Origin of the sequence: Pseudomonas sp. FFUP_PS_473 (genome assembly GCF_002858665.1) — a bacterium.
Classification (GTDB): Bacteria; Pseudomonadota; Gammaproteobacteria; order Pseudomonadales; family Pseudomonadaceae; genus Aquipseudomonas; species Aquipseudomonas defluvii.
The window spans coordinates 1-332 of sequence record NZ_PJQQ01000125.1 but is presented as its reverse complement, the minus strand read 5'-3'; the positions used below and the strand labels follow the sequence as shown (position 1 = coordinate 332).

General features: G+C 54.2%; 2 tRNA genes. Both read right to left on the bottom strand.

Annotated features, from left to right (window positions below):
* A tRNA-Pro gene (locus CYD26_RS24870) sits at positions 1–77 on the bottom strand.
* Positions 78–174: 97 nt separating this feature from the next.
* A tRNA-Lys gene (locus CYD26_RS24865) sits at positions 175–250 on the bottom strand.
* Positions 251–332: the final 82 nt, after the last annotated feature.

Here is a 332-nt window from a genome sequence, read left to right as displayed (position 1 = left end):
TGGTCGGGGTGAGGGGATTCGAACTCCTGACATCCTGCTCCCAAAGCAGGCGCGCTACCGGACTGCGCTACACCCCGGTAAAAAGATGATGCCTTTCAGCACCTTCTTTTCGTTACATGACACATACGGTGTCATGCCTTTTAAGATTCGAGCCTGACGGGTCAGACTCGAAAATGGTGGGTCGTGTAGGATTCGAACCTACGACCAATTGGTTAAAAGCCAACTGCTCTACCAACTGAGCTAACGACCCTGAAAATGGTCGGGGTGAGGGGATTCGAACTCCTGACATCCTGCTCCCAAAGCAGGCGCGCTACCGGACTGCGCTACACCCC